The sequence below is a fragment of the Streptomyces xanthii genome (genome assembly GCF_014621695.1).
GTDB lineage: Bacteria > Actinomycetota > Actinomycetes > Streptomycetales > Streptomycetaceae > Streptomyces > Streptomyces xanthii.
Genome location: NZ_CP061281.1, coordinates 5,728,463 through 5,751,471 on the forward strand (window position 1 = coordinate 5,728,463; position 23,009 = coordinate 5,751,471).

19 protein-coding genes and 1 riboswitch are annotated in these 23,009 nt (G+C 69.5%); of the genes, 14 read left to right on the forward strand and 5 right to left on the reverse strand.

Features of this window, described 5'->3' with window-relative positions; all coding sequences use genetic code 11:
* Positions 1–15: 15 nt before the first annotated feature.
* From IAG42_RS25815 to IAG42_RS25825, 3 genes are all read left to right on the forward strand, one after another.
* Positions 16–1,263, forward strand: coding sequence for a sensor histidine kinase (locus IAG42_RS25815; protein ID WP_223206160.1), 1,248 nt, complete (start codon positions 16–18; stop codon positions 1,261–1,263).
* Positions 1,260–1,949 carry a response regulator gene (locus tag IAG42_RS25820; RefSeq protein ID WP_188339345.1) on the forward strand — a complete coding sequence of 230 codons (690 nt, stop codon included), beginning with the start codon at positions 1,260–1,262 and terminating at the stop codon, positions 1,947–1,949. The genes IAG42_RS25815 and IAG42_RS25820 overlap by 4 nt, the downstream gene beginning before the upstream one ends.
* Before the next feature lie 168 nt (positions 1,950–2,117).
* Entirely contained in the window at positions 2,118–5,252 is a 3,135-nt protein-coding gene (locus IAG42_RS25825; RefSeq protein WP_188339346.1) for an efflux RND transporter permease subunit, read from the forward strand.
* A gap of 185 nt (positions 5,253–5,437) precedes the next feature.
* Here IAG42_RS25825 and nadA read toward each other — a convergent pair whose 3' ends face one another.
* Entirely contained in the window at positions 5,438–6,643 is a 1,206-nt protein-coding gene (gene nadA / locus IAG42_RS25830; RefSeq protein ID WP_188339347.1) for a quinolinate synthase NadA, read from the reverse strand.
* 235 nt (positions 6,644–6,878) lie between these two features.
* Here nadA and IAG42_RS25835 point away from each other — a divergent pair, with 235 nt between their 5' ends.
* Complete coding sequence (locus tag IAG42_RS25835) at positions 6,879–7,235, forward strand: iron-sulfur cluster assembly accessory protein (RefSeq protein WP_028805207.1); 357 nt, start codon at positions 6,879–6,881, stop codon at positions 7,233–7,235.
* Positions 7,236–7,341: 106 nt separating this feature from the next.
* Here the strand turns inward: IAG42_RS25835 and IAG42_RS25840 are convergent, their stop codons facing one another.
* Positions 7,342–8,859: a hypothetical protein gene (locus IAG42_RS25840; protein WP_188339348.1), complete on the reverse strand. Its 1,518-nt coding sequence runs from the start codon at positions 8,857–8,859 to the stop codon at positions 7,342–7,344.
* Between the two features lie 68 nt (positions 8,860–8,927).
* Complete coding sequence (locus IAG42_RS25845) at positions 8,928–9,146, reverse strand: hypothetical protein (RefSeq protein ID WP_188339349.1); 219 nt, start codon at positions 9,144–9,146, stop codon at positions 8,928–8,930.
* Between the two features lie 133 nt (positions 9,147–9,279).
* Between IAG42_RS25845 and IAG42_RS25850 the strand changes: the two genes are divergently transcribed.
* Positions 9,280–10,254 carry a carbohydrate kinase family protein gene (locus IAG42_RS25850; RefSeq protein WP_188339350.1) on the forward strand — a complete coding sequence of 325 codons (975 nt, stop codon included), beginning with the start codon at positions 9,280–9,282 and terminating at the stop codon, positions 10,252–10,254.
* A gap of 162 nt (positions 10,255–10,416) precedes the next feature.
* On the opposite strand, the gene IAG42_RS25855 is transcribed toward IAG42_RS25850, so the two are convergent.
* Positions 10,417–11,796: a cysteine desulfurase/sulfurtransferase TusA family protein gene (locus IAG42_RS25855; RefSeq protein WP_188339351.1), complete on the reverse strand. Its 1,380-nt coding sequence runs from the start codon at positions 11,794–11,796 to the stop codon at positions 10,417–10,419.
* Positions 11,797–12,090: 294 nt separating this feature from the next.
* On the opposite strand from IAG42_RS25855, the gene ctaC reads away from it, so the two are divergent.
* The 4 genes from ctaC to IAG42_RS25875 all read left to right on the forward strand — a co-directional run bounded on the left by ctaC (position 12,091) and on the right by IAG42_RS25875 (position 16,567).
* A complete protein-coding gene (ctaC, locus tag IAG42_RS25860; RefSeq protein WP_188339352.1) occupies positions 12,091–13,050 on the forward strand; it encodes an aa3-type cytochrome oxidase subunit II in 960 nt (319 codons plus the stop codon).
* Positions 13,047–14,783: an aa3-type cytochrome oxidase subunit I gene (gene ctaD / locus IAG42_RS25865; protein ID WP_188339353.1), complete on the forward strand. Its 1,737-nt coding sequence runs from the start codon at positions 13,047–13,049 to the stop codon at positions 14,781–14,783. The genes ctaC and ctaD overlap by 4 nt, the downstream gene beginning before the upstream one ends.
* Positions 14,780–15,178: a cytochrome c oxidase subunit 4 gene (locus tag IAG42_RS25870; RefSeq protein ID WP_188339354.1), complete on the forward strand. Its 399-nt coding sequence runs from the start codon at positions 14,780–14,782 to the stop codon at positions 15,176–15,178. Before ctaD ends, IAG42_RS25870 begins: the two co-directional genes overlap by 4 nt.
* 138 nt (positions 15,179–15,316) lie before the next feature.
* Entirely contained in the window at positions 15,317–16,567 is a 1,251-nt protein-coding gene (locus IAG42_RS25875) for a L,D-transpeptidase (RefSeq protein ID WP_188339355.1), read from the forward strand.
* 104 nt (positions 16,568–16,671) lie between these two features.
* Here IAG42_RS25875 and IAG42_RS25880 read toward each other — a convergent pair whose 3' ends face one another.
* On the reverse strand, positions 16,672–17,073 hold the full coding sequence (locus IAG42_RS25880) for a hypothetical protein (protein WP_188339356.1): 402 nt from the start codon (positions 17,071–17,073) through the stop codon (positions 16,672–16,674).
* Positions 17,074–17,242: 169 nt separating this feature from the next.
* Between IAG42_RS25880 and ctaE the strand changes: the two genes are divergently transcribed.
* The 5 genes from ctaE to trpD all read left to right on the forward strand — a co-directional run bounded on the left by ctaE (position 17,243) and on the right by trpD (position 22,632).
* The gene (ctaE, locus tag IAG42_RS25885; RefSeq protein WP_188339357.1) at positions 17,243–17,863 is read left to right on the forward strand and encodes an aa3-type cytochrome oxidase subunit III; all 621 of its coding nucleotides are present in this window, start codon (positions 17,243–17,245) and stop codon (positions 17,861–17,863) included.
* Between the two features lie 81 nt (positions 17,864–17,944).
* Positions 17,945–18,754, forward strand: coding sequence for a cytochrome bc1 complex diheme cytochrome c subunit (gene qcrC / locus IAG42_RS25890; protein WP_188339358.1), 810 nt, complete (start codon positions 17,945–17,947; stop codon positions 18,752–18,754).
* The gene (gene qcrA, locus IAG42_RS25895; protein WP_188339359.1) at positions 18,751–19,803 is read left to right on the forward strand and encodes a cytochrome bc1 complex Rieske iron-sulfur subunit; all 1,053 of its coding nucleotides are present in this window, start codon (positions 18,751–18,753) and stop codon (positions 19,801–19,803) included. The genes qcrC and qcrA overlap by 4 nt, the downstream gene beginning before the upstream one ends.
* A complete protein-coding gene (qcrB, locus tag IAG42_RS25900; RefSeq protein ID WP_188339360.1) occupies positions 19,800–21,437 on the forward strand; it encodes a cytochrome bc1 complex cytochrome b subunit in 1,638 nt (545 codons plus the stop codon). Before qcrA ends, qcrB begins: the two co-directional genes overlap by 4 nt.
* Positions 21,438–21,567: 130 nt before the next feature.
* Positions 21,568–22,632 carry an anthranilate phosphoribosyltransferase gene (gene trpD / locus IAG42_RS25905; RefSeq protein ID WP_188339361.1) on the forward strand — a complete coding sequence of 355 codons (1,065 nt, stop codon included), beginning with the start codon at positions 21,568–21,570 and terminating at the stop codon, positions 22,630–22,632.
* A gap of 84 nt (positions 22,633–22,716) precedes the next feature.
* Positions 22,717–22,834: riboswitch (SAM riboswitch) on the forward strand.
* Positions 22,835–23,009 lie beyond the last annotated feature (175 nt).

Sequence of the window (23,009 nt, forward strand, 5' to 3'; positions counted from 1 at the left end):
GCTACCGTGACGCCGGTGACCTCGCTCGTACGGTGGGCCAGGACCCATCCCCTGGCCCTGGACGCGATCGTCGCCCTCGGCGTCCTGTTCGCGATGGTGGCGGGCTCCTTCGTCGACCCCCACGGTCCGGAGGGCACCTACGCCTGGGGCGCCCGCACCCCCGACGCCCTCAGCCTCGCGCTCATGGTGCTCGGCGCCGCCGCCCTGGTCTTCCGCCGCGTCGCCCCCATGTACGTCCTCGCGGCGACCGCCACCGTCTCCGTCGTCGAACTCGTCACCGGGGAGCCGCGCGCCCCCGTCGTCATGTCGGCCGTCGTCGCCCTCTACACCGTCGCCGCGACCACCGACCGGCCCACCACCTGGCGGGTCGGCTTCGCCACGATGGCCCTGCTCACCGGCATCGCCATGTTCGTCGGCCCGCTGCCCTGGTACGCGCAGGAGAACCTCGGGATCTTCGCCTGGACCGGTATGGCCGCCGCGGCCGGCGACGCCGTCCGCTCCCGGCGCGCCTTCGTCGACGCCATCCGCGAACGCGCCGAACGGGCCGAGCGCACCCGCGAGGAGGAGGCCAGGCGCCGAGTCGCCGAGGAACGGCTGCGCATCGCCCGCGACCTCCACGACGTCGTCGCCCACCACATCGCGCTCGTCAACGTGCAGGCCGGCGTCGCCGCCCACGTCATGGACAAGCGCCCCGACCAGGCGAAGGAGGCGCTCTCGCACGTCCGTACCGCCAGCCGCTCCGCCCTCGACGAACTCCGCGCCACCGTCGGCCTGCTGCGCCAGTCCGGAGACCCCGAGGCGCCCACCGAACCGGCCCCCGGACTCGACCGGCTCGACGACCTCGTCGGCACGTTCCGCAACGCGGGCCTGCCCGTCGAGGTGGCCCGCGCGAAGGACGCCCCCACGCTGCCCGCCGCCGTCGACCTCGCCGCCTTCCGCGTCGTCCAGGAAGCCCTCACCAACGTCCACAAGCACGCGGGCCCCGACGCGAGAGCCGAGGTCAGCGTCGTGCACGTCGGCCCGAACGTCGAGATCACCGTCCTCGACAACGGACCCGAGGCCACCCCCGGCCGGTCCGTCCCCGAGGAGGGCGGCGGCCACGGACTGCTCGGCATGCGCGAGCGGGTCTCCGCCCTCGGCGGCACCCTCAGTGCCGGACCGCGCTACGGCGGCGGATTCCGCGTGCATGCGATCCTTCCCGTCAAGGCCCGCACCACCGGGGCCGTTTCGCCCACCACGAATTCAGGGGACACCGGCGCATGACGATCCGGGTACTGCTCGCCGACGACCAGGCCCTGCTGCGCAGCGCCTTCCGCGTCCTCGTCGACTCCGAGGCCGACATGGAGGTCGTCGGCGAGGCCTCCGACGGCGCCGAGGCCGTCGCCCTCGCCCAGGAACACCTCCCCGACGTCGTCCTCATGGACATCCGGATGCCCGGCACCGACGGCCTCGCCGCCACCCGCGCCATCAGCGCCGACCCCGCGCTCGCCCAGGTCCGCGTCGTCATGCTGACCACCTTCGAGGTCGACGAGTACGTCGTGCAGTCGCTGCGGGCGGGCGCCTCCGGCTTCCTCGGCAAGGGCGCCGAACCCGAGGAACTGCTGGGCGCGGTGCGCGTCGCGGCGGCGGGCGACGCGCTGCTGTCACCGGCCGCGACCAAGGGCCTCATCGCCAAGTTCCTCGCCCAGGGCGAGGGGTTCGACGAGGACGGCCGCACCGGCGGCGCCCACGCCGAGCGGCTCGCCGCGCTCACCGGACGCGAGCGCGAGGTGCTCGTCCTCGTCGCCGGCGGCCACTCCAACGACGAGATCGCCGAACGCCTCGAGGTCAGCCCGCTCACCGTCAAGACCCATGTGAACCGGGCGATGGCCAAGCTCGGCGCCCGCGACCGCGCCCAACTCGTCGTCATCGCGTACGAATCGGGCCTGGTCCGTCCAAGGGTGGAGTGAGCCCCACCCGTCACGTACTACACCCGCAGTACGCGGAGCGTGAAGACGGGACCTGGGAGCGACGAATCGGGCCGCGGGGATGGCTGAAAGTATGAGCGGCCCCCTGTGCGCGTCCGTGTGGGCGGGCCGCAGTCCGCTCGTCGTCCCACGCCCCCGGAGACCCCGCCCATGTCCTGGCTGTCGAGATTCAGCCTCGCCCAACGCGCCCTGATCGGCCTGATGTCCGTCATCGCGATCGTCTTCGGCGCGATCGCGATCCCCCAGCTCAAGCAGCAGCTGCTGCCCTCCATCGAACTGCCCATGGTCTCCGTCCTGGCCCCCTACCAGGGCGCGTCCCCGGACGTGGTCGAGAAGCAGGTCGTGGAGCCGCTGGAGAACTCCATCGACGCCGTCGACGGCGTCACCGGCATCACCGCGACGGCCTCCGAGGGCAACGCGGTCCTGATGGCCCAGTTCGACTTCGGCAACGGCTCCAAGCAGATCGTCGCCGACATCCAGCAGGCCGTGAACAGGGCCCGCGCCCAACTGCCCGACGACGTCGACCCGCAGGTGATCGCCGGCTCCACCGACGACATCCCGACCGTCGTCCTCGCCGTCACCTCCGACAAGGACCAGCAGGCGCTCGCCGACCAGCTCGACAAGACCGTCGTGCCGGCCCTCAAGGACATCGACGGCGTCTCCCAGGTCACCGTCGACGGCGTCCGCGACCTCCAGGTGAACGTCACGCCGGACGACCGCAAGATGGCCGCGGCCGGTGTCTCCGTCATGACGCTCGGCCAGTCCCTGCGCTCCGGCGGCGCCACGCTGCCCGCGGGCTCCTTCGACGAGAGCGGCAAGAACCGCACGGTCCAGGTCGGCGGCGGGTTCACCTCGCTGCGGCAGATCGAGGACCTGATGATCACCGGCCAGGGCGTCAAGAAGCCCGTACGCCTCGGGGACATCGCCACCGTGAAGCAGGAGCCGTCCACGGCCGACTCGCTCACCCGCACCGACGGCCGGCCCAGCCTCGCCGTCATGGTCACCATGGACCAGGACGGCTCCGCGGTCGCCATCTCGAACGCGGTCGAGGACAAGCTGCCCGGCCTGCGTCAGGACCTCGGCGCCGGTGCGAAGCTCACCGTCGTCAGCGACCAGGGCCCCGCCGTCTCCAAGTCCATCTCCGGACTGACCACGGAGGGCGCGCTCGGCCTGCTCTTCGCCGTCATCGTCATCCTGGTCTTCCTCGCGTCGCTGCGCTCCACCCTCGTCACCGCGGTCTCCATCCCGCTGTCGGTGGTCCTCGCGCTGATCGTCCTGTGGACCCGCGACCTCTCGCTCAACATGCTCACGCTCGGCGCGCTGACCATCGCGATCGGCCGAGTCGTCGACGACTCGATCGTCGTCCTGGAGAACATCAAGCGGCACCTCGGCTACGGCGAGGAGCGCAAGGAGGCCATCCTCACCGCGGTCCGCGAGGTCGCCGGAGCGGTCACCTCGTCGACGCTCACCACGGTCGCCGTGTTCCTGCCGATCGGTCTGGTCGGCGGCATGGTCGGCGAGCTGTTCGGCTCGTTCTCCCTGACGGTGACGGCGGCGCTGCTCGCGTCCCTCCTCGTCTCCCTGACCGTCGTGCCGGTGCTCTCCTACTGGTTCCTGCGCGCCCCGAAGGCGATCCAGGGCGTCGACCCGGAGGAGGCCCGCCGCAAGGCCGAGGAGAAGGAGGCCCGCTCCCGGCTCCAGCGGATCTACGTGCCGGTGCTGCGCTTCGCGACCCGTCGCCGCCTCACCAGCGTGGCCCTCGCGATCGTCGTCCTCGTCGGCACCTTCGGCATGGCCCCGCTCCTGAAGACGAACTTCTTCGACCAGGGCGAGCAGGAAGTCCTGTCCATCAAGCAGGAGTTGAAGCCCGGCACCAGCCTCGCCGCGACCGACGCCTCCGCGCGGAAGATCGAGAAGGCGCTCCAGGGAATCGACGCCGTCAAGGACTACCAGGTCACCGTCGGCTCCTCGGGGTTCATGGCGGCCTTCGGCGGCGGCACCGACACCAACCAGGCCGCGTACCAGGTCACCCTGAAGGACAAGGCCTCCTACGAGGACACGCAGGACCGCATCGAGCGCGAGCTCGGCAAGCTGTCCGGCATCGGTACGACGACCATCGCGGCCGGTGACGGCTTCGGCAGCCAGGACCTCAGCGTGGTAGTGAAGGCCGCCGACGCGGAGGTCCTCGACAAGGCGTCCGAGCAGGTCCGCGAGTCCGTCGCCTCCCTCGACGACGTCACCGACGTGACCAGCGACCTGTCGCAGTCCGTCCCGCGCATCTCGGTCAAGGCCAACTCCAAGGCCGCCGCGGCCGGGTTCGACGACACGACGCTCGGCGCGGCCGTCGCCCAGGCGGTGCGCGGCACCACCAGCGGCAAGGCGATCCTCGACGACACCGAGCGCGACGTCGTCGTGAAGTCGGCGAAGCCGGCCACGACCATGGCCGAGCTCAAGAAGCTGCCGATGGGTCCGCGCGGTCTGACCCTCGGCGACATCGCCACGGTGAAGCTCGTCGACGGCCCGGTCTCCATGACCCGCATCGACGGCGCCCGCGCCGCCACGATCACGGCCAAGCCGACCGGGGACAACACCGGCGCGGTCTCCGCCGACCTCCAGTCGAAGCTCGCGAAGCTGGACCTGCCGGCCGGCGCCACCGCCACCATCGGCGGTGTCACCTCCGACCAGGACGACGCGTTCAAGAACCTGGGCCTGGCGATGCTCGCGGCGATCGCGATCGTCTTCCTGCTCCTGGTCGCGACGTTCCGCTCGCTGGCCCAGCCGCTGATCCTGCTGGTCTCCATCCCGTTCGCGGCCACGGGCGCGATCGGCCTGCTCGTCGCGACCGGCACCCCCATGGGCGTCCCGGCGATGATCGGCATGCTGATGCTCATCGGCATCGTCGTGACGAACGCGATCGTGCTGATCGACCTCATCAACCAGTACCGGGCACAGGGCCTGGGCGTCGTCGAGGCGGTCGTCGAGGGCGGCCGGCACCGGCTCCGCCCGATCCTGATGACGGCCCTGGCCACGATCTTCGCCCTGCTCCCGATGGCGCTCGGCGTCACCGGCGAGGGCGGCTTCATCGCGCAGCCGCTGGCGGTGGTCGTGATCGGCGGCCTCATCACGTCGACCCTGCTGACCCTGCTCCTCGTCCCGACGCTCTACGCGATGCTGGAGCTCCGCAAGGAGCGGCGGGCCAAGAAGCGGGCCGCGAAGAAGGGGGCCGCCCTGCCGGAGCAGGCGACCCCCGAATCCGAGTCAGACCCGGAGCCTGCGAAGGCCTGACGCCCCGCCGCCGGGGCGAGCGCATCATCCGGCGCTCGCCCCGGCGGGGGCTGGCCGCGCAGTTCCCCGCGCCCCTGGGAAGGTCGCGCCTTCCTCGGGGAAATGCGACCCGAAGGGTCTGCATTTCAGGGGCGCGGGGAACTGCGCGAGAAGCCCCACCGGCCCGCACCCGGCGACGAGACCCGCTACGGCAGGGCCAGCATCCGCTCGAGCGCCAGCTTCGCGAACTGTTCCGTCTCGCGGTCGACCTCGATGCGGTTGACCAGCTGCCCGTCCGCCAGGGACTCCAGGGTCCACACCAGGTGGGGCAGGTCGATGCGGTTCATGGTCGAGCAGAAGCAGACCGTCTTGTCGAGGAAGACGATCTCCTTGCCCTCGGGCGCGAAGCGGTTGGCGAGGCGCCGGACGAGGTTCAGCTCCGTGCCGATGGCCCACTTGGACCCGGCCGGGGCTGCCTCCAGGGCCTTGATGATGTACTCCGTGGACCCGACGTAGTCCGCCGCGGCCACGACCTCGTGCTTGCACTCGGGGTGCACCAGCACGTTCACACCCGGTATGCGCTCGCGCACGTCGTTGACCGAGTCCAGCGAGAAGCGCCCGTGGACCGAGCAGTGCCCGCGCCAAAGGATCATCTTGGCGGCGCGCAGCTCCTCGACGGTCAGCCCGCCGTTCGGCTTGTGCGGGTTGTAGACGACGCAGTCGTCGAGGGACATGCCGAGGTCCCGCACCGCGGTGTTGCGCCCCAGGTGCTGGTCCGGCAGGAAGAGGACCTTCTCACCCTGCTCGAACGCCCAGTTCAGCGCGCGCTCGGCGTTGGACGACGTACAGATCGTGCCGCCGTGCTTGCCGGTGAACGCCTTGATGTCCGCCGAGGAGTTCATGTAGGACACGGGCACGACCTGCTCGGCGATGCCGGCCTCGGTCAGCACGTCCCAGCACTCGGCGACCTGCTCGGCGGTGGCCATGTCGGCCATCGAGCAGCCCGCGGCGAGGTCGGGCAGGACGACCTTCTGGTCGTCGCCGGTGAGGATGTCCGCCGACTCGGCCATGAAGTGCACACCGCAGAAGACGATGTACTCGGCCTCGGGCCGCGCCGCGGCGTCCCGCGCCAGCTTGAAGGAGTCGCCGGTGACGTCGGCGAACTGGATGACCTCGTCGCGCTGGTAGTGGTGCCCGAGCACGAACACCTTGTCGCCGAGCTTCTCCTTGGCCGCGCGGGCCCGCTCCACCAGGTCCGGGTCGGAGGGCGAGGGAAGGTCGCCAGGACACTCCACACCGCGCTCGCTCTTGGGGTCGGCCTCGCGGCCGAGCAGCAGCAGAGCCAGGGGAGTGGGGGAAACGTCCAGGTCGACAGGGGCCTGGGGGGTCTGGGCCGTGGTCACGTCACGCACCCTTTCTCATCTACAGAACGACTTTTCGTCGAAATGACGCTATCTATCATACGTGGTTCACGTCAGTTTGACGACACTCATCGTGTCGATGTGACGCAATCCGCCTCGGCCGTCCCGTGCCCCGGCCGCGAGCCGTGTGCGAGCATGAAAGAAGAGCGACACCCGGAATGGATCCGGGCCTTTGCCGGTTGCAATGGTCGGCAAGCAGTCTCCGTACAACCCGGGAGAGATGTAGATGTCCGTATCGGACGAGACCACCACCGTCAGCGACGGCATCATCCTGAGCGACGCCGCCGCGGCCAAGGTCAAGGCTCTGCTCGACCAGGAAGGCCGCGACGACCTGGCGCTGCGCGTCGCCGTTCAGCCGGGTGGCTGCTCCGGTCTGCGCTACCAGCTGTTCTTCGACGAGCGCTCGCTCGACGGTGACGTCGTGAAGGACTTCGGTGGCGTCAAGGTCGTCACCGACCGCATGTCCGCCCCGTACCTGGGCGGCGCCTCCATCGACTTCGTCGACACCATCGAGAAGCAGGGCTTCACGATCGACAACCCGAACGCCACGGGCTCCTGCGCCTGCGGCGACTCGTTCAGCTGATCCGGCCGACACAACCGGCTGAAGCTGCGCGACACGCGCGATGGCCCGGCCCCCCTGCGACAGGGGGCCGGGCCATCGGCGTTCTCCGGCGTGCTCTGCGGGCGCGTCAGCCGCGCGGCGCCGGCTTCACCCCGCCCGGACCGTTCTGCTGCGCGACCCGCACCTCGTGCCCGTCCGACCCGACGACCTTCCGCCCGTCCAGCGGCCCGTCGAGCGTCACGTCCAGCGTGTAGAACTTCGCCATCATGATGCAGACGGTGCCCTTCTTCTGGGTCGCGGTCACCTTCACCGACACCCGGTCCTTCGACTCGTCGACCGTGGCCCGGTACGTCGCGCACACCCCGCCCGTGAAGTGCAGCGTCAGCTTCTTGCCGTCCTCCTCGTACCCCGACACCCGCACGTCACGGGTGTCCGTCCCGGACTCGCCCGGCGACGCGCTGGGCCGCGGACTCGGCGCCCCCTCCGGAGGCGTCGCGGCCGCGCTCGACGGCGCCACCAGGAACTCCGGCGCGACCGCAGGGTGCGTCACCGTCGTCGGCTCCGTGGCCCCGGCCGGCTTCACCTGGAACAGCCACGACGGCACGAGGATCTGCCGCCCGCCCGAGTGCTGCGCGGCCAGGCCGAATGTGGCCTTCGTGACCTCGGTCGTCGAGGACGCGGGCGGCCGCGGCGAGGACGGCGTGCATCCGGTGCCCTGCTGATCCGCGCCCCCACGCTCCAGCGGCACCGCACTCGCACACCCGCCGACGGCGACCCGGTCACCGGACGCCGAGCCGTTCATCCGCTTCAGCGTCTGCTCGGCGCTCGCCGTCGGATACGTGTCGCCCTTGACCGGAGCCTTCAACTGGCCGCTGCCACCGACCACTTGACCGTCCGCGCCGACCTGGATCCCCGTCGACCAGCCGTACGTGGGCAGGCCGCCGACCACCGGATCCGCGTTCACCACCCGCGTCGCGCCCATCAACTGGGCCGCGTCCAGCTTCGCGTCGTCCTGGCCCAGCGCCTTGAGGACCGGCGCCGCGGCCTTCTTCGCGGCGGCCTCGCTCACCGCGTCCTTCTCGCTGCCGGAGCCCACCGGATCGGGGCACTTCGCCACGCCCGCGCACTTGTCGCCCGCCGACGGCGCGTGCAGCGCGTACGTCCACGTGCCCGGCGCCGCCCGGTTCACCTGCAGCGACGGGCCCGAGCCGTCCTTCGCTGGGCCCAGCCGCCAGGCACCGTCCGTCAGCTTCGGCGTGCCGTCGATGTCGAGCGCCTTGCCGAGCGCGCTCACCTCGGCGGCGCTCACCTCGCCCTCGGCCCGGTACACGGGCGCGTCACCGGGGCCCTTCGGCAGCGGCACCGTCGCCCGGTACGTCGTCCCGTTCGGGTCCGGCTCACCCGGCGCGATCCCGTTCGACGTGCCCGGGTCGCCGCCGGCCGCGTACCCGTCCAGGGCGAGCGGCGGGGGAGTGCCGTCACCGGCCGGGCCGGCCGGGGAACCGGCGCCGTCCTTGTCGCCGGACGCGCTCGTCGCGAGATACGCGCCGCCGCCACCGGCGAGGAGGACAGCCGCGGCGACCGAGGCGACCGCCAGCGTCGTACGCCGCCGGGACCGGCCCTGCGTCTGTTCTTCGGTACTCACCGCATCGCTCCTTCGACTGCCGCCGTGCGGGACAGCGATGTGACGCGGCAGGGGAGCGAGTGGTTCCCTCAGTCGCCGAAACCGGCCATGGAGTCGATCAGCCGGGCGGACGAAGCGGGCACCACCACCCCGGTGATCCGCGCCGACAGCGGCCCCGCCGTGACCGGAGCCTTCCGCTCCGTCTCCCACGGCGCCAGGGGCGTCACCCAGTGCGGAACCATGCGGGCGCAGTCGACGCGCAGCGCCGCCAGCCCGTCCTGCGTCAGATGCGACACGTCGTACGTCATGACCGCACCGTATGCACGACAGGTCACACGAAAAAAGGCCTACTATCGGGTAGTTTCCGCACTTCAGGCCGGGTCCCCGACCGGGTAGCGTGAAGCGTCAACCCCCTCCCTCCTCAGGAAGCGTGACCTCGCCGTGCGAATCGCAGTCACCGGCTCCATCGCCACCGACCACCTGATGACCTTCCCCGGCCGCTTCGCCGACCAGCTCGTCGCCGATCAGCTGCACACGGTCTCCCTCTCCTTCCTCGTCGACAACCTCGACGTGCGCCGGGGCGGCGTCGGCGCCAACATCGCGTTCGGCATGGGCCAGCTCGGCACCGGCCCGGTCCTGGTCGGCGCGGCAGGCTCCGACTTCGACGAGTACCGCGCCTGGCTCGACCGGCACGGCGTGGACACCGCCTCCGTCCGGATCTCCGAGACCCTGCACACCGCCCGCTTCGTGTGCACGACGGACGCCGACCACAACCAGATCGGCTCCTTCTACACCGGCGCCATGAGCGAGGCCCGCCTCATCGAGCTCAAGACCGTCGCCGACCGCGTGGGCGGCCTCGACCTGGTCCTCATCGGCGCCGACGACCCGGAGGGCATGCTCCGCCACACCGAGGAGTGCCGCAGCCGGAACATCCCGTTCGCCGCGGACTTCTCGCAGCAGATCGCGCGCATGGACGGCGAGGAGATCCGCACGCTCCTCGAAGGCGCCACGTACCTCTTCTCCAACGAGTACGAGAAGGGCCTCATCGAGTCGAAGACCGGCTGGAGCGACGCGGAGATCCTCGCCAAGGTCGGCCACCGCGTCACCACGCTCGGCTCGCGCGGGGTCCGCATCGAGCGGGTCGGGGAGGACCCGATCGAGGTCGGCGTCCCGGAAGAGAAGGCGAAGGTCGACCCCACCGGTGTCGGCGACGCCTTCCGCGCCGGGTTCCTCTCGGGTCTCGCCTGGGGCGTCTCGCTGGAGCGCGCGGCCCAGATCGGCTGCATGCTCGCCACCCTGGTCATCGAGACCCTGGGCACCCAGGAGTACGAACTGCGCCGCGCGGCTTTCATGGACCGCTTCAAGAAGGCCTACGGTGACGAGGCTGCCGCCGAGGTCGAGGGTCACCTGAGCTGAGGCCTCGCCGGCGGCGCCGTGGATCTCCGGGTGAGATCGGCCCCGTAAGGGCGCGGGGAACTGCGCGACCAGCCACAGAAATGCCGCGGACGCGTCTGCTCATGCACCGAGCAGGCGCGTCCGCGGCTTTCGTCCTGGCTGGCCGCGCAGTTCCCCGCGCCCTTACGGGGCCCTCCGCACCACGTAGGAGGTGGCCCCGTCAGGACCCGGGGTCGCCCCCAGATAATCGTGGCCCTGCGTGAAGCACCAGGCCGGGATGTCGACCGCGGCGACCTCGTCATCGGCGACCACCGTGACCGTCCCGCCCACTCGCACCGAAAGAATCGCCCGGCCCAGCTCGATCACCGGCTGCGGACACACCATCCCCAGCGCGTCCACGGTCACCGCCTCCGCCGACCCGGCCGGCCCGGCCACCGGCGCCCCGAGCTTCTCCCGCACCCCCGACACGACCCCGGGCAGCACGTCCAGGAACCGCTCGACCTCGGCCGCCTCGACCCCGAGCGGCAGCGACACCCGTACGTTCCCCTCGCTCACCACACCCATCGCCCGGAGCACATGGCTGGGCGTCAGCGTGCTGCTCGTGCAGGACGAACCGGACGAGACGGAGAACCCGGCCCGGTCCAGCTCGTGCAGCACGGTCTCCCCGTCGACATAGAGACAGGAGAAGGTCACCAGATGCGGCAGCCGCCGCTCCGGATCCCCGACCACCTCCACGTCCGGCACCAGCGCGGGCACCCGCTCCCGGATCCGCGCCGTCAGCTCCCGCAGCCGCGCGGAATCCGCGGCCGCCTCCGCCCGCACCGCCCGCAGCGACGCCGCCGCCGCCACGATCGCCGGGATGTTCTCGAACCCGGCCGCGCGCCCCGACTCCCGTTCGTCGGCGGGCCCCTGCGGAGCGAACCGCACTCCCTTGCGCACGACCAGCAGCCCGACCCCCGCGGGGCCGCCCCACTTGTGCGCGCTCCCGGCCAGCAGCGACCAGGGCCCCGGCACCGGCCCCCAGGCCAGCGACTGCGCGGCGTCCACGAACAACGGAACCCCGGCCTCGCGGCACGCCTCGGCGACCTCCTCGACCGGCTGAACCGTGCCCACCTCGTGATTGGCGGACTGCAGCGCGGCCAGCGCGGTGTCGGGCCGCAGCGCGGCGGCGTACTCGGCCACCCGGACCGCGCCCGTCCGGTCGACCCCCACCTCGTCGACCACGCCGCCCGCGCCCTGATGGGCCGCGGCCGAATGGAGCACGGCGGAGTGTTCCACCGCGGAGACGGCCAGCCGCCGCCCGGCGCGCCGGCGTCCGGCGAGCGCCCCCGCCACACCCTCATGCACCGCACGCGTTCCGGACGACGTGAAAACGAGCTCGTCCGGCCGGCAGCCCACCGCCTCCGCGGCGGCCTCCCGCGCGGCGTCGAGCAGCAGCCGCGCCCGCCGCCCCTCCCGGTACAGGCGCGCCGGATCGGCCCACCCCTCGTCGATCGAGGCCAGCAACGCCTGCCGCGCCACGTCGTGGAGCGGCGCACCCGAAGCAACATCGAAATAACCCACGCCCCAAAACTAGAGCGCCGCGTGCGGCCCCCCGCCGCGAGACCCCTCGAACACCAGGCCAAACACCCCCCCAAACCCCCCGTCAGAAACCAGATCCAGCCCCCCGATCCCACCCTTCGGAGTGACCCGCGGCGCGTTAGGCACCCTCCCCGCGCGACCCCAAATAGCGTCCAGTAGGGTTTGGTCCGCATAAACATCCAAACCCCTGCCCGTGTGCCAGGGCGGCGAGCGACCAGCGAGATGGCGGCCGTAGCCAACCAAAGAGCGCGGGCGAGACTCTCGGGAAGGCGCTACGTGAGTCCCAACGGCTCCGACCGCTCGTCGCGGCGCCCGATGCGGCGGAAGCTGCCGCAGGTGCTGACTGCGGGCCTGATCCTGGTAACCGCTACCGGTTGCACATACAAGGACTTCCCTCGTCTTGGTATGCCCACCCCGGTGACGGAGGAGGCCCCTAGGATCCTCTCCCTCTGGCAGGGCTCGTGGGCGGCAGCGCTCGCCACGGGCGTGCTGGTGTGGGGTCTGATCCTGTGGAGCATCATCTTCCACCGGCGCAGCCGCACCAAGATCGAGGTTCCCACTCAGACCCGGTACAACATGCCCCTCGAGGCGCTGTACACGGTGGTTCCTCTCATCGTCGTCTCGGTCCTCTTCTACTTCGTGGCACGAGACGAGTCGAAGCTCCTGAAGCTCGACGACAAGCCCGCGCACACCATCAACGTGGTCGGCTACCAGTGGAGCTGGGGCTTCAACTACGTCGAGAACGTGCCGGGTGTGAAGGGCGACGGCAAGACGTCCAAGGAACTCGCCGCGATCCCGCAGCGCTTCAAGGACGACTTCCCGGCGAACGCCGGCGGTGTCTACGAGGTCGGTACCCCCGGTACGCGGAACCCGCAGACCAACAACCCCGGCCCCACCCTCTGGCTCCCCAAGGGCGAGAAGGTCCGCTTCGTCCTCACTTCGCGTGACGTCATCCACTCCTTCTGGGTGGTGCCGTTCCTCATGAAGCAGGACGTCATCCCGGGCCACACCAACGCCTTCGAGGTGACCCCCAACAAGGAGGGGACCTTCCTGGGCAAGTGCGCCGAGCTCTGCGGCGTCGACCACTCCCGGATGCTGTTCAACGTGAAGGTCGTCTCTCCGGAGAAGTACGAGCAGCACCTCAAGGACCTGGCCAAGAAGGGGCAGACCGGTTACGTCCCGTCGGGCATCGCCCAGACGGACCACGAGAAGAACCGGGAGACGAAGACAACGTGAGCATCCTCAACGAACCTCAGGGTGCCGCGGCAGCAGACGACTCGTACGAGAACGAGCTGCCGGTACGGCCCAAGAGTCCCGGCGCGACCGTGATCAAGTGGCTCACCACCACTGACCACAAGACGATCGGCACGCTCTACCTGGTCACGTCGTTCGCGTTCTTCTGCATCGGCGGACTGATGGCGCTCTTCATGCGCGCCGAACTCGCCCGACCCGGCAACCAGCTGATGTCGAACGAGCAGTTCAACCAGGCGTTCACGATGCACGGCACGATCATGCTGCTGATGTTCGCGACGCCGCTGTTCGCGGGCTTCGCGAACTGGATCATGCCGCTGCAGATCGGCGCGCCCGACGTGGCGTTCCCGCGACTGAACATGTTCGCCTACTGGCTGTACCTGTTCGGCTCGCTGATCGCCGTGGCCGGCTTCCTCACCCCGCAGGGTGCCGCCGACTTCGGCTGGTTCGCCTACAGCCCGCTGTCGGACGCCGTCCGCTCGCCGGGCATCGGCGCCGACATGTGGATCATGGGTCTGGCCTTCTCCGGCTTCGGCACGATCCTCGGCTCGGTCAACTTCATCACCACGATCATCTGCATGCGCGCACCGGGCATGACCATGTTCCGCATGCCGATCTTCGTGTGGAACGTGCTGCTGACCGGTGTCCTCGTCCTGCTGGCCTTCCCGGTCCTGGCCGCCGCGCTGTTCGCCCTGGAGGCGGACCGCAAGTTCGGTGCCCATGTCTTCGACGCGGCCAACGGTGGCGCACTGCTGTGGCAGCACCTCTTCTGGTTCTTCGGACACCCAGAGGTGTACATCATCGCCCTGCCGTTCTTCGGCATCATTTCCGAAGTCATCCCGGTCTTCTCCCGCAAGCCGATGTTCGGCTACTCGGGTCTGATCGGCGCGACGATCGCGATCGCGGGTCTGTCCGTGACCGTGTGGGCGCACCACATGTACGTCACCGGTGGCGTGCTGCTCCCGTTCTTCTCCTTCATGACGTTCCTCATCGCCGTACCGACCGGCGTGAAGTTCTTCAACTGGATCGGAACGATGTGGAAGGGCTCGCTGTCCTTCGAGACTCCGATGCTCTGGGCGATCGGCTTCCTGATCACCTTCACCTTCGGTGGTCTGACCGGTGTGATCCTGGCGGCCCCGCCGCTGGACTTCCACATCTCCGACTCGTACTTCGTGGTGGCGCACTTCCACTACGTCGTCTTCGGAACGGTCGTCTTCGCGATGTTCGCCGGCTTCCACTTCTGGTGGCCGAAGTTCACCGGCAAGATGCTGGACGAGCGCCTCGGCAAGATCACGTTCTGGACGCTGTTCGTGGGCTTCCACGGCACGTTCCTGGTGCAGCACTGGCTGGGTGTCGAGGGCATGCCGCGTCGTTACGCGGACTACCTCGCGGCCGACGGCTTCACCGCGCTGAACACGGTCTCGACGATCGCGTCCTTCCTGCTCGGTCTGTCGATCCTGCCGTTCTTCTACAACATCTGGAAGACGGCCAAGTACGGCAAGAAGATCGAGGTCGACGACCCGTGGGGCTACGGCCGTTCGCTCGAGTGGGCGACGTCCTGCCCGCCGCCGCGGCACAACTTCCTCACCCTGCCGCGGATCCGTTCGGAATCCCCGGCGTTCGACCTGCACCACCCGGAGATCGCGGCCCTCGACCAGCTGGAGAACTCCGGCCACGGCGGTAAGGCCATCGCTGGCGGCAAGGAGGCCGGCAAGTGAAGGTCCAAGGCAAGATGTTCATCTGGCTGAGCCTCTTCGTCCTGATCATGGCCGCCGTCTACGGCGCCTGGTCGAAGGAGCCGGCCGGTACCACCGCGCTGTTCCTGGCGTTCGGCCTGTGCATCATGGTCGGCTACTACCTGGCCTTCACGGCCCGGCGGGTCGACACCGGCGCCCAGGACAACAAGGAGGCCGAGGTCTCCGACGACTCCGGCGAGGTGGGCTTCTTCAGCCCGCACTCCTGGCAGCCGCTCTCCCTCGCCGTCGGTGGCGCGCTCGCCTTCATGGGCGTCGTCTTCGGCTGGTGGCTGCTCTACTTCTCCGCCCCCGTGATCCTGTTCGGCCTGTGGGGCTGGGTCTTCGAGTACTACCGCGGCGAGAACCAGAACCAGTAGCACCGAGGTTCTGAACTCCCGTGCACGAAGGGCCCGGACACTCCTTGGGGAGCGTCCGGGCCCTTCGGCGTGTCGCGGGCGTGACCCGTGCGGCTCACCCGGCGCGCCGCGCCGGGGGAACCTTCCTACGGTGAGTTCATGAACCACTCACCGCGCATAGTCTCGGTTGTCGGAAGCTCCGTGCTGGTGGCCGCCCTCGGTGTGGGTGTCACGGCCTGCGGCAGCTCCGGCCACCCGCTCTCCGCCCAGCCGTACGACGCGGCGAGCCAGATCACCTTCAAGGGCCCCTCCGGCAAGAAGAAGGCCGATCCCGACAAGCCGCTGGAGATCACCTCCGAGGACGACGGCCGCATCACCGATGTGACGGCCACCGACGCCATGGGCCGCTACGTGGCGGGCGAACTCTCCGCCGACGGCCGCAGATGGCACACCACCACCCCGCTGGCCGCGAACGCCTCGTACACGGTCCGGGTCAGCACCGAGGACGAGGACGGGGCACCCGGCCGCAAGGTCCTCACCTTCGAGACCGGCAAGCCCTCCAAGGAGAAGGACCTCAAGGTCACCTTCGGCCCGCAGAAGGGCAAGTACGGCGTCGGCCAGCCCATCACCGCCGAGCTCAACAAGCCCGTCAAGGACCCGGACGCCCGCACCGTCGTCGAACGGGCCCTCAAGGTCGACTCCCAGCCCTCCGCCGGCGGCGGCTCCTGGTACTGGGTCGACGACAAGACGCTGCACTACCGCCCCGAGAAGTACTGGCCCGCCCACGCCACCATCACGGCGCGCAGCAACCTCAAGGGCATAAAGGTGACCGACTCCCTGTGGGGCGGCGAGAGCAAGCCGCTGACCATCACCACGGGGGACCGCATAGAGGCCGTCACGGACGCCTCCTCGCACGAGATGACGGTCTACCGCAACGGCGAGGCCATCAACACGATCCCGGTGACCACGGGCAAGCCCGGCTTCGAGACGCGCAACGGCGTCAAGGTCGTGCTCGGCAAGGAGTACTACGTACGGATGCGCGGCACCAGCATCGGCATCTCCGAGGGGTCCTCGGACTCGTACGACCTGCCGGTGTACTACGCGACCCGGGTCACCTGGAGCGGCGAGTACGTGCACGCCGCGCCCTGGTCCACGGGCTCCCAGGGATCGGAGAACGTCAGCCACGGCTGCACCGGCATGAGCACCGACAACGCCGCCTGGTTCTTCGACACCGTGCGCGAGGGCGACATCGTGAAGGTCGTCAACAGCAACGGCGAGGACATGGACCCGTTCGGCAACGGCTTCGGCGACTGGAACGTCAGTTGGAAGAAGTGGCAGGAGGGCAGCTCGTTGACGAACCCCAAGAAGCCCGCCCCCGTGCTGCAGGCCCGGCTCAGCCCCGAGGTCTGAGCGGTCCCGGCAGACCCGGAGGCCGGCTCCGGATGTGACACTTCCGACTCCCGTACGCGACCGCGTACGGGAGTCGGCGGCTGTGCGGCGCCCCTCGGGGCCCCTCAGGCCCCTACGGCCAGCCGGGAACGCAGCAGGGCGGCCAGCGCGCCCGCGAACTCGACCGGCTCGACCGGAAGGGTCACCGCGGCCTCCGCGCGGCTCCAGGTGGCCAGCCAGGCGTCCTGCGGGCGCCCCATGAGCACGAGCACCGGCGGACACCGGAAGACCTCGTCCTTGATCTGCCGGCACACACCCATCCCGCCCGCCGGAACCGCCTCGCCGTCCAGCACGCACACGTCGATGCCGCCGCGGTCCAGCTCCTTGAGGACCGCCGGGAGCGTCGCGCACTCGACGAACCGGACCTCGGGGACATCGGAGGCGGGCCTGCGGCCGGTGGCGAGGCGCACCTGCTCGCGCGTATTGGCGTCGTCGCTGTAGACCAGGACCGTCGCGGTCGACTGCATCGTTCCTCCGAGACTTCGGCGTCGTTCGGTTGCGCCGGAGCCTACTCCTCCCGACACCCCGTCAACACCGGTTCGTACGGGCCCGCGATGGGCCATATGGGCTGGACACGAGGGTCAGACACTCCGAACGGCACCCCCCGGGGTGAGGGCGAGATAAGCGACCGACATAATGTCGGTCGTGGCGACAGCAACGACAGTAGAAACCGGGCACGCGCACCCGTCGGTCAATCGGCCGAACCTCACCAGCGTCGGAACCATCATCTGGCTGAGTTCCGAGCTGATGTTCTTCGCGGCCCTCTTCGCGATGTACTTCACCCTGCGATCGGTGACGGGACCGGAGCACTGGAAGGAAATGGCGTCCGCGCTGAACCTTCCGTTCTCCGCGACGAACACCACGATCCTGGTGCTCTCCTCCCTCACCTGCCAGCTCGGCGTCTTCGCCGCCGAGCGCGGTGACGTGAAGAAGCTCCGGATGTGGTTCATCGTCACCTTCATCATGGGTGCGATCTTCATCGGCGGTCAGGTGTACGAGTACACCGAGCTGGTCAAGAAGGACGGGCTCTCGCTCTCCTCCGACCCGTACGGCTCGGTCTTCTACCTGACCACCGGCTTCCACGGCATGCACGTGACAGGTGGCCTCATCGCCTTCCTGTTCGTCCTCGGCAGGACGTACGCGGCCCGGAGGTTCACTCACGAGCAGGCGACCGCGGCCATCGTCGTGTCCTATTACTGGCACTTCGTGGACGTCGTCTGGATCGGCCTCTTCGCCACGATCTACCTGATCAAGTAGTCCGGAAGATCACTCATCGGGCACCGTGCCCGACCCATTCCCGCAGCACCGACGCAGAAGATCCTGACACCGGGGTAATCCGTGAAAAAGCTCTCCGCACGACGACGCCATCCGCTGGCGGCGGTCGTCGTCCTACTCCTCGCGCTGGCGGCCACCGGGGGGCTGTACGCCGCGTTCGCGCCCGCGAGCAAGGCGCAGGCCGATGAAACCGCCCAGTCCCTCGCCATCGACGAGGGCAAGAAGCTCTATGCCGTCGGCTGCGCCAGCTGCCACGGAACCGGCGGTCAGGGCACCACCGACGGCCCGAGCCTCGTGGGTGTCGGCTCCGCCGCCGTCGACTTCCAGGTCGGCACCGGCCGCATGCCGGCGCAGCAGCCCGGCGCGCAGGTCCCGCGCAAGAAGGTCATCTACACGCAGGCCGAGATCGACCAGCTCGCGGCGTACGTCGCCTCGCTGGGCGCCGGCCCGGTCACGCCGGCCAAGAAGGACTACAACCCGGAAGGCGCGGACATCGCCAAGGGTGGCGAACTGTTCCGCACCAACTGCGCCCAGTGCCACAACTTCACCGGTGAGGGTGGCGCGCTGACGCACGGCAAGTTCGCGCCGACGCTCGAGGGCGTCGACCCGAAGCACATCTACGAGGCCATGCAGACCGGCCCGCAGAACATGCCGTCGTTCCCGGACACGACGATGACCAAGCAGAACAAGAAGGACATCATCGCGTACCTCGACACGGTCAACGGTGACCAGTCCGAGAGCCCCGGTGGCCTCAAGCTCGGCGGGCTCGGTCCCGTCAGCGAGGGCCTCTTCGCGTGGATCTTCGGTCTCGGCGCCCTGATCGCCGTCGCCATCTGGGTCGCCGCTCGGACCGCAAAGGCCAAGAAGTCATGAGTAGCCAAGACATTCCAGAAGAGAACCTGCCCGCGCAGGACACCGAGGCCCACGGCTCGGTCGCGGTGAAGGAAGACCCCTTCGCCGACCCGGGTCTGCCCGAGCACGAGCACCGGATCCAGGACATCGACGACCGGGCCGCCAAGCGGTCCGAGCGTGTGGTCGCCTTCCTGTTCACGCTCTCGATGCTGGCCACGATCGGCTTCATCGCCTCGTACGTCACCCTCGACGTCGACAAGAGCGTGTACATCTTCCCGCTCGGTCACATCAGCGCGCTGAACTTCGCGCTGGGCACGACCCTGGGCGTCGCCCTGTTCTGCATCGGCGCCGGCGCGGTCCACTGGGCCCGCACGCTGATGTCGGACGTCGAGGTGGCGCAGGAGCGTCACGCGATCGAGGCCGAGCCCGAGGTCAAGGCGAAGGTCCTGCAGGACTTCGCCGACGGTGCGCGCGAGTCGCAGTTCGGCCGCCGCAAGCTGATCCGCAACACGCTCTTCGGCGCGCTGGCCATGGTGCCGCTCTCCGGTGTGGTGCTGCTGCGCGACCTCGGGCCGCTGCCCGAGAAGAAGCTGCGCACCACGTCGTGGAAGAAGGGCCTCAAGCTCGTCAACATGAACACGAACGAGCCGCTGCGTCCCTCGGACATCCCGGTCGGCTCGCTCACCTTCGCCAAGCCCGAGGGCCTGGAGGAGCACGATCACGACTTCCAGACGAACATCGCCAAGGACGCCCTGATGCTCGTCCGGATCCAGCCGGAGAACATCAAGGACAAGCGCGAGCTCGAGTGGTCGCACGAGGGCATCGTGGCGTACTCGAAGATCTGCACCCACGTCGGTTGCCCGATCTCCCTGTACGAGCAGCAGACGCACCACGCGCTGTGCCCCTGCCACCAGTCCACCTTCGACCTCTCCGACGGCGCGCGGGTGATCTTCGGCCCGGCCGGTCACGCCCTGCCGCAGCTGCGCATCGGTATTGACGACGAGGGCCACCTCGCGGCGCTCGGCGACTTCGACGAGCCCGTCGGTCCTGCCTTCTGGGAGCGCGGATGAGTACTACGACCACCAACGAGGCGCCTTCCCGCGAGAAGGCGCCGGCCGGCGAGCGCGTCGCCGACTGGGCCGACGGCCGCCTGGGGATCTACTCCCTGGCCAAGGCCAACATGCGCAAGATCTTTCCGGACCACTGGTCCTTCATGCTCGGCGAGATCTGCATGTACAGCTTCATCATCATCATCCTCACGGGTGTGTACCTGACGCTGTTCTTCCACCCGTCGATGAACGAGGTGGAGTACAACGGCAGCTACATCCCGCTGCAGGGACAGCTGATGTCCGAGGCGTTCAACTCGACCATGCACATCAGCTTCGATGTGCGCGGTGGTCTGCTCATCCGGCAGATCCACCACTGGGCCGCGCTGATCTTCCTCGCCGGCATGTTCGTGCACATGATGCGCGTGTTCTTCACGGGTGCGTTCCGCAAGCCGCGTGAGGTCAACTGGCTGTTCGGCTTCCTGCTGTTCGTCCTCGGCATGTTCACCGGCTTCACCGGTTACTCGCTCCCGGACGACCTGCTCTCCGGCACCGGTGTCCGCTTCATGGAGGGCGCGGTCCTGTCCGTGCCGATCGTCGGCACGTACCTCTCGTTCTTCCTGTTCGGCGGAGAGTTCCCGGGCGGCGACTTCGTGGCCCGGTTCTACTCGGTCCACATCCTGCTGCTGCCGGGCATCATGCTCGGCCTGATGGTGGCGCACCTGATCCTGGTCTTCTACCACAAGCACACGCAGTTCGCGGGCCCCGGCAAGACCGAGAAGAACGTCGTCGGCATGCCGCTGCTGCCGGTCTACATGGCCAAGGCGGGTGGCTTCTTCTTCCTGGTCTTCGGTGTCATCGCCGTCATCTCGGCGATCGCCACGATCAACCCGATCTGGGCCATCGGCCCGTACCGTCCAGACCAGGTCTCCACGGGCGCCCAGCCCGACTGGTACATGGGCTTCTCCGAAGGCCTCATCCGTACGATGCCGGGCTGGGAGATCAACCTCTGGGGTCACACGCTCGTCCTGGGTGTGTTCATCCCGCTGGTGATCTTCCCGCTGGTCCTGGTCGCCATCGCCGTCTACCCGTTCATCGAGTCCTGGGTCACCGGCGACAAGCGCGAGCACCACATCCTGGACCGCCCGCGCAACGCCCCGACGCGCACCGCGTTCGGCGCCGCGTGGATCTCCTGGTACTTCGTGCTGATGATCGGTGGTGGCAACGACCTCTGGGCCACGCACTTCCACCTGTCGATCAACGCGATCACCTGGTTCGTCCGCATCAGCTTCTTCGTGATGCCGGTCGTGGTCTTCATCGCCACCAAGCGGATCTGCCTCGGCCTCCAGCGCCGCGACAAGGACAAGGTGCTGCACGGACGCGAGTCCGGCATCATCAAGCGCCTGCCGCACGGTGAGTTCATCGAGGTCCACGAGCCGCTGAACCAGGACGCCCTGCACACCCTCACGGCGCACGAGCAGTACGCGCCGCTGGAGCTCGGCCCGACGGTCGACGAGAACGGTGTGGAGCGCAAGCTGTCGCGCACGCAGAAGCTGCGCGCCAAGCTCTCGAAGGGCTACTACGGGGAGCACAACCAGATCCCCAAGCCCACCGCCGAGGAGTACAAGGAGATCACCAGCGGCCACGGCCACCACTGATCTCTGACGCTGTTCGCCACGGCAGGAGCCCCCGTCCAGGCACTGGACGGGGGCTCTTCGCCGTCCTGGCACTGGATAAGGTGGGAGCGCCCCTTTCTCACCTGTCCTACGCGTATCACCAGGAGCGGCGATGAGCGCTTTGACCCCCGCTGGAGGCGACACCGCGGCGGGCCGTTCCTGGCCCTCCGTCCTCAACGGCCTGCTGGAGGGCCGTGACCTGAGCGCCGACGACACCGCGTGGGCCATGGACCGGATCATGCGGGGCGAGGCCACCGACGCGCAGATCGCCGGCTTCGCGGTGGCCCTGCGCGCCAAGGGCGAGACCGTCGAGGAGATCTCCGGTCTGGTCCGCGGCATGTACGAGCACGCCAACGTGATCGAGGTGCCGGGCGAGACCGTCGACATCGTCGGCACCGGCGGCGACGGAGCCAAGACCGTCAACATCTCGACCATGTCCGCGATCGTCGTGGCCGGCGCGGGCGCCAAGGTCGTCAAGCACGGCAACCGGGCCGCGTCCTCCGCTTCCGGCGCCTCGGACGTCCTGGAGAAGCTCGGCGTCAACCTCGACCTGCCGCCCTCCCGGGTGCCCCAGGTCGCCGAGGAGGCGGGCATCACCTTCTGCTTCGCCGTGAAGTTCCACCCCGCGCTGCGCTACGCGGGTGCGGCCCGCGGCCAGCTCGGCATCCGCACCGTCTTCAACCTGCTCGGCCCGCTCACCAACCCGGCCCGGGTCCGCGCCCAGGCCGTCGGGGTGGCCGACGCCCGGATGGCGCCCGTCGTGGCCGGCGTCTTCGCCGAGCGCGGCAACTCCTCGCTCGTCTTCCGCGGCGACGACGGCCTCGACGAGCTGACCGTCACCGGCACCTCCCGCGTCTGGGTGGTCCGGGACGGCTCCGTGCGGGAGGAGCGCTTCGACCCGCGCGACGTCGGCATCGAGCCGGTCTCCATCGAGGCCCTGCGCGGCGGCGACCCGGCGTACAACGCGGAGGTGGCGCGGCGCCTGCTGGACGGCGAGCGCGGGCCGGTCCGCGACGCCGTGCTGCTCAACTCGGCGGCCGCGCTCGTCGCCGTGCGCCCCGGCGAGGGCACGCTCGCCGAGCAGATCGCGGCCGGCATGGAGCGGGCCGCCCACTCGATCGACAGCGGGGCGGCCAAGGCGGCCCTGGAGCGCTGGGTGGCCGCCACGCAGAAGTGACCGCACCCGCCTGACCGAGGGCGCAGTCCAGATTCTGGACTGCGCCCTTGCCGTTTCCGAGACGTGTGGCAGGATGCTTTCCAAGGTCATGAGTGACAGCGATTACGGCCCCGGCCCGCTGTCCGGCAACCCTCCGTCCGTGGCGGGGTGCCCCGGGTGAAGACCAGGCCATGCGCAGCAAGGCGCGTGGCAAGCGCGGACCCCTCGCGAATCCTGGGGTCCTGGGTCGTTCGAGGGAGCAGTCTCGTGAGCAAGCGAATGCGCTAGGGCTTCTCGCCCCTTCTCCACCACACCCTCCGCCCGGCCGTGCCGCCGTGCGTCGAGGTCAACACCCGTACGCCGACGGCCTTTTGAGCACCGTCATATCCGCCGTGCGG

Coding starts and splice junctions, on each gene's coding strand:
- IAG42_RS25820 (WP_188339345.1), top strand. CDS start 1,260: ATGACGATCCGGGTACTGCTCGCCGACGACCAGGCCCTGCTGCGCAGC.
- IAG42_RS25825 (WP_188339346.1), top strand. CDS start 2,118: ATGTCCTGGCTGTCGAGATTCAGCCTCGCCCAACGCGCCCTGATCGGC.
- IAG42_RS25835 (WP_028805207.1), top strand. CDS start 6,879: ATGTCCGTATCGGACGAGACCACCACCGTCAGCGACGGCATCATCCTG.
- IAG42_RS25845 (WP_188339349.1), bottom strand. CDS start 9,146: ATGACGTACGACGTGTCGCATCTGACGCAGGACGGGCTGGCGGCGCTG.
- IAG42_RS25875 (WP_188339355.1), top strand. CDS start 15,317: ATGAACCACTCACCGCGCATAGTCTCGGTTGTCGGAAGCTCCGTGCTG.
- IAG42_RS25880 (WP_188339356.1), bottom strand. CDS start 17,073: ATGCAGTCGACCGCGACGGTCCTGGTCTACAGCGACGACGCCAATACG.
- ctaE (WP_188339357.1), top strand. CDS start 17,243: ATGTCGGTCGTGGCGACAGCAACGACAGTAGAAACCGGGCACGCGCAC.
- qcrA (WP_188339359.1), top strand. CDS start 18,751: ATGAGTAGCCAAGACATTCCAGAAGAGAACCTGCCCGCGCAGGACACC.
- qcrB (WP_188339360.1), top strand. CDS start 19,800: ATGAGTACTACGACCACCAACGAGGCGCCTTCCCGCGAGAAGGCGCCG.
- trpD (WP_188339361.1), top strand. CDS start 21,568: ATGAGCGCTTTGACCCCCGCTGGAGGCGACACCGCGGCGGGCCGTTCC.